The organism is Rhodopirellula maiorica SM1, from assembly GCF_000346295.1.
Lineage (GTDB): Bacteria > Planctomycetota > Planctomycetia > Pirellulales > Pirellulaceae > Novipirellula > Novipirellula maiorica.
The window spans coordinates 1-1,064 of record NZ_ANOG01000565.1; the positions used below are offsets into that span (position 1 = coordinate 1).

Sequence of the window (1,064 nt, forward strand, 5' to 3'; positions counted from 1 at the left end):
TCTTCAGCGGCCGAGCCAATCTCGATCTCAACCACCAAGATCTGCAAGCATCTGCATCTTGAACCTGCAAAAATTACATTGGGCAAGTTTCCCGACGGCGAGAACTACTGCAAACTCGACGAAGATGTTCGCGGACGTGACGTGTTTCTGGTCCAGCCGACATCGCCACCGGTCAACGACAATCTGTTCGAATTGATGGTGATGATCGATTGCTGTAAACGAGCCAGCGCCGAACGGATCACGGCGGTGATCCCCTACTTTGGCTATGCTCGGCAAGACCGTAAAGACGAAGGCCGGGTGCCGATCACCGCGAAATTGGTCGCCAACATGATCGCACGCGCTGGCGCCGACCGCGTGTTGACGATGGATTTGCACGCGGCTCAGATTCAAGGGTTCTTTGACGTGCCGGTGGATCACTTGTACGCCGCTCCGGTGCTGAACGACCATTTTCTCGCACGTGGATTAAAAGACGAAGAAATCGTCGTGGTCAGTCCCGATGAGGGCAGTATCAAACGTGCGGTCGGGCACGGCAAACGGCTCGGCGGTTCGCTGGCCATCGTCGATAAACGCCGAACCAGTGCGACCGAAGTCCGGCAAAGTACGATCATCGGGGGCCCGGTCGAAGGCAAAGTTGCCCTGTTGTTCGACGATATGATCAGCACGGCGGGGTCCATCTGTGGTGCCGCACGATTGGTTCACCAGGCCGGTGCCAAGGAGATTCATATTGCTTGTACGCACGGAATTTTGTGTGGACCGGCGATCGAGCGGCTTCGCGAAGCACCGATCGATTCGATCATCGTGACCGACTCGATTCCGTTGCCCGCGGAAAAGCAATTGCCTAACATGGTTCAATTGAGTGTCGCCCCGCTGTTGGCCGAAGCGATCAAGCGGATCCACCACGACCAATCGATCAGCGAATTGTTCCGCGAGCGCTAAGTCGCCGCCGCGGAGAATCGTCAAAAATTTTGTCCGCTGTCCTCATCGACACGCAGGTGTTTTCTACGCCAAAACAATGCGGCGGATCGCCAAAAACGGCTTCGAATTTGTCGTCCTAAGTGAACGTT

General features: G+C 55.8%; 1 protein-coding gene. It reads left to right on the forward strand.

Annotated features, from left to right (window positions below; translation table 11 throughout):
* Positions 1 to 936 (forward strand): ribose-phosphate diphosphokinase (locus tag RMSM_RS18030; protein WP_144057752.1); only part of this gene is annotated, 936 nt, incomplete at its 5' end.
* Positions 937 to 1,064 lie beyond the last annotated feature (128 nt).